This window comes from Coleofasciculus sp. (assembly GCF_046539235.1).
In the GTDB taxonomy this organism is placed as follows: Bacteria; Cyanobacteriota; Cyanobacteriia; order Cyanobacteriales; family Coleofasciculaceae; genus Coleofasciculus.
Genome location: NZ_JBKHHI010000524.1, coordinates 1 through 3,965 on the forward strand (window position 1 = coordinate 1; position 3,965 = coordinate 3,965).

The following is a 3,965-nucleotide window of genomic DNA, read 5'->3' on the forward strand; positions in this document are numbered from 1 at the left end:
TAGACTCCTGGGGCAAAATAATCTAATGGCATGAGTTATATTCCTCCATTTAAGATTTAAAATCAGTCAACAGAAAAAAACCTGAGAGTTTAAAGTAGTATAGAACCATTGGGTGAAAACAAATAGCATTCTGCCAATTTGGGAATTTCCCCCAGATAAACTATCTGCCCAGGTTGGGATAACAGCAGCGATCATAGAAGTCCGTGATTAGGCGGCAAAAGCGGATAAGCGTAATCAGAGAAGCTAACCTTAACTATATTATTAGACTATAGTCGAAAATTTACCTAAAATATGTTTACAAATTATAAATTAAATATTAAAAAATGTTTATTATTGCCGTTGCCGATTTGAGACCTGTATCCGGTTGTGGGTTATGATTGTTGTTTAGCCTTTTTTAGCTCAAAAGTATATTCGCTGCTTTGTGACTAAACTCGATTATAATCTGACGATGTTTCTGCCGGATGGGACACCAGTACGCGCCAAGATTAACTTGACCCTGGAAGAAATTGATGAGTCTACGTCTCAACCCGGTATGTCTGCACCTACGTCAAATGCCAGTACTGGACTGACACAGGTGGCAGAAGATGCTAATTCTTCTACTGAGTCGCGATCGCTAAACGAATTCCTTCGACTAACCGTAAGCGATCCATCACGCTAACAACTCGACCATGAGGGACATTTTCATCGGCATTAACAATCACCAAGAATGGAGAATCTCCTGTTACTAATGACTCTATCCCTACTTCAAGTTGTGATAAATCAATCGGTTCTTGGTTAATAAAAATTGCCCCATTTGCCTGAATCGTGACTGTAATTATTCGGTCTTGTACCTGACTCTCGGCGGTTATCGCCGTCGGTAAATTAACCGGTAATCCTTCAGATCGGGTTAAATAAAGCGTAGAAATGATAAAAAATGCCAAGATTGCGAATATTGCATCAATCATCGGCACAATATTAATCTGGAACGGTGTTTCTGAATCATTAGGTAGACGCATATTTAGGGCTTGCTGAATAAGTATTGGGGAGATGGGGTGAGAGGGTGAGAGGGTGAGAGGGTGAGGGGAAGATGAGGGAGATGGGGAAGAGGATGAACAATGAACTATTAACAATGAACCATCAACAATCAACATAAGACGAATGACCAATGACAAAAAAACGGTAGAAAAGGCTAACCTTCTCTACCGCCATAAGGAAATTATGAATCAAGTGGATTATTCAGCACCTTGAGGCAAAAGTTCCCGTTGTTCCCCAGGTTCCCCAGGAATGACTTTCACTTTGCCCTCTTCATCCACATCGACGATCGCACTGTCTCCTTCTTGCAGGCGAGTCGCCAGGATTTCTTCTGCTAATACGTCTTCTAACAAGCGCATAATTGCCCGACGTAGGGGTCTTGCGCCGTAAGATGGACTGTACCCTTCTTCCACCAACCGTTCTTTGAAGCGATCGGTAACTTCCAAGGTAATTCCCTGTTCTGTGAGACGCTTGAAGACTTCCCGCAGTAGGATGTCGCAGATTTCCTTGATCTCGTCTTTGGTAAGCTGACGGAAGACAATAATCTCATCCAAACGGTTGAGGAATTCCGGACGGAAGTACTGCTTGAGTTCCTCGTTGACCAAAGAACGGATGCGGTTGTACTGGGATTCGGCTTCATTGTCGCTTAACTCGAAGCCTAAACCACCGCCACCTTTTTCAATCACCTTCGACCCAATATTAGAGGTCATGATCAATAGGGTGTTCTTAAAGTCTACTGTCCGCCCTTTAGCATCCGTGAGACGTCCGTCTTCCAGGATTTGCAGCAGCATGTTAAAGACATCGGGATGGGCTTTTTCGATTTCGTCGAATAGCACCACCGTATAGGGACGACGACGTACCGCTTCGGTTAGCTGACCGCCTTCGTTATACCCAACATACCCTGGAGGAGAACCAATCAACTTACTGACGGTATGGCGTTCCATGTACTCGGACATATCCAAGCGAATCATCGCTTCTTCTGACCCGAAGAAATAAGCCGCCAAGGATTTAGCTAACTCAGTTTTACCCACCCCGGTAGGACCAGAGAAGACAAAACTAGCGATGGGGCGGTTGGGGTTCTTCAAACCAACCCTTGCCCGTCGAATCGCCCGTGATACCGCTTTCACCGCATCTTCCTGACCGATAAGGCGCTGATGCAGCGTATCTTCCATGTGCAGCAGCTTCTCGGATTCGGATTCAGTCAGCTTGCTAACCGGTACCCCCGTCCAGGATGCGACAATATGGGCGATATCTTCCTCATCGACGACCGGCGAATCATCGGTTCCAGTTTCCGCCTTTTTATTTTGAGCGATCGCGCGGATTTCGCCTTTAATTTCCATTTCCCGATCGCGCAGTTCCCCCGCCCGGTCAAAGTCTTGCGATCGCACGGCGTCGTCTTTTTCTTTAAGGACTTGTCGCAGTTCCTTATCTAACTCTTTCGCCGCTGGGGGAAGTTGGGAGTTAATTAAACGTACCCGGCTACCGGCTTCATCGATCAAGTCAATCGCTTTATCGGGTAAATAGCGATCCGAGATATAGCGATCGGACAGTTTCGCCGCGGCATCCAGGGCTTCATCTAAAATTTTCAGCTTGTGATGCTGTTCATAGCGTTCGCGCAACCCGTATAAAATCTCAATCGTCTCTTCAACGGACGGTTCACCTACCATCACGGGTTGGAAGCGCCGTTCTAATGCCGCATCCCGTTCAATATGTTTCCGATACTCATCCAGGGTTGTCGCCCCGATACATTGGAGTTCGCCCCTAGCTAAAGCGGGTTTCAGGATATTTGCGGCATCAATAGCCCCTTCCGCCGCACCTGCGCCAATCAGGGTATGAACCTCATCAATCACCAAAATTACATTGGCAGCTTGACGGATCTCATCCATGATTTTTTTGAGGCGTTCTTCAAACTCACCCCGATACTTCGTTCCCGCCACCAGTAGCCCGATGTCCAAGGTAACGACGCGCTTTTCTTCTAAGATATCTGGGATATCGTTATTGGCAATTCGCTGCGCCAATCCTTCGGCGATCGCGGTTTTCCCCACCCCAGGTTCCCCAATTAATACAGGGTTATTTTTGGTGCGGCGTCCCAAGATTTGGATAACGCGCTCAATTTCCTTAGCGCGTCCCACGACCGGATCAAGTTTACCTTCACCCGCCATTTGGGTTAGATTGCTACCAAATTCATCTAAGGTTGGTGTTTTCGTGCGACCCGAAGATGCGCCACTGGTGACTTCTGCCGTCTCGCCCAGCATCCGGATGACTTGAGTTCTCACCTTGGTCAGGTCTACACCCAAATTTTCCAAAACTCGTGCCGCCACCCCTTCGCCTTCCCGGATCAAACCCAGCAGTAAATGCTCAGTTCCGATATAGTTATGACCCAGTTGGCGGGCTTCTTCGAGTGATAATTCTAAGACTCGTTTAGCCCTAGGGGTAAAGGGAATTTCCACAGCGACAAAGCCGGAACCTCTACCAATGATTTTCTCAACTTCAATCCGGGCATCTTTAAGATTGACACCCATCGACTTGAGAACTTTGGCGGCGACGCCAGTTCCCTCCCCGATCAAACCCAGAAGGATTTGTTCCGTGCCGACAAAGTTATGCCCCAGGCGACGTGCCTCTTCCTGGGCTAGCATGATCACCTTAATGGCTTTTTCTGTAAAGCGTTCAAACATGGCGTATTTCCATCACCTGTTGCGTGCCCGTGTACGCTGATTCTAGCATAGGAGACTTCTCAGGCTGTCTCCTATACAACAACCTGTCTAAAATTTATCTTTAATTTTCTCTATCTGGGGGGAGGGATTTGGGAAGCGCAGGTGTGGGGAAGCTGGGGAAACTGGGGAAGCTGGGGGAGATTAGGGAGAGAAGAATTTTCTATGAACAATCAACAAAGTACAGTACAAATGACCAATGACCAATGACCAATGACCAATGACCAATGACCAATGACCAAT

3 protein-coding genes are annotated in these 3,965 nt (G+C 47.0%); 1 reads left to right on the plus strand and 2 read right to left on the minus strand.

Annotated elements, in window-relative coordinates; translation table 11 throughout:
- Positions 1 to 421: 421 nt before the first annotated feature.
- Positions 422 to 658, plus strand: coding sequence for a CIS tube protein (locus tag ACLFWI_RS27945; protein WP_446415649.1), 237 nt, complete (start codon positions 422 to 424; stop codon positions 656 to 658).
- On the opposite strand, the gene ACLFWI_RS27950 is transcribed toward ACLFWI_RS27945, so the two are convergent.
- A complete protein-coding gene (locus ACLFWI_RS27950) occupies positions 597 to 995 on the minus strand; it encodes an ExbD/TolR family protein (protein ID WP_446415651.1) in 399 nt (132 codons plus the stop codon). The two genes, ACLFWI_RS27945 and ACLFWI_RS27950, sit on opposite strands and share 62 nt — an antisense overlap.
- 216 nt (positions 996 to 1,211) lie before the next feature.
- Complete coding sequence (locus ACLFWI_RS27955) at positions 1,212 to 3,686, minus strand: ATP-dependent Clp protease ATP-binding subunit (protein ID WP_446415650.1); 2,475 nt, start codon at positions 3,684 to 3,686, stop codon at positions 1,212 to 1,214.
- Positions 3,687 to 3,965: the final 279 nt, after the last annotated feature.

Coding starts and splice junctions, on each gene's coding strand:
- ACLFWI_RS27950 (WP_446415651.1), bottom strand. CDS start 995: ATGCGTCTACCTAATGATTCAGAAACACCGTTCCAGATTAATATTGTG.
- ACLFWI_RS27955 (WP_446415650.1), bottom strand. CDS start 3,686: ATGTTTGAACGCTTTACAGAAAAAGCCATTAAGGTGATCATGCTAGCC.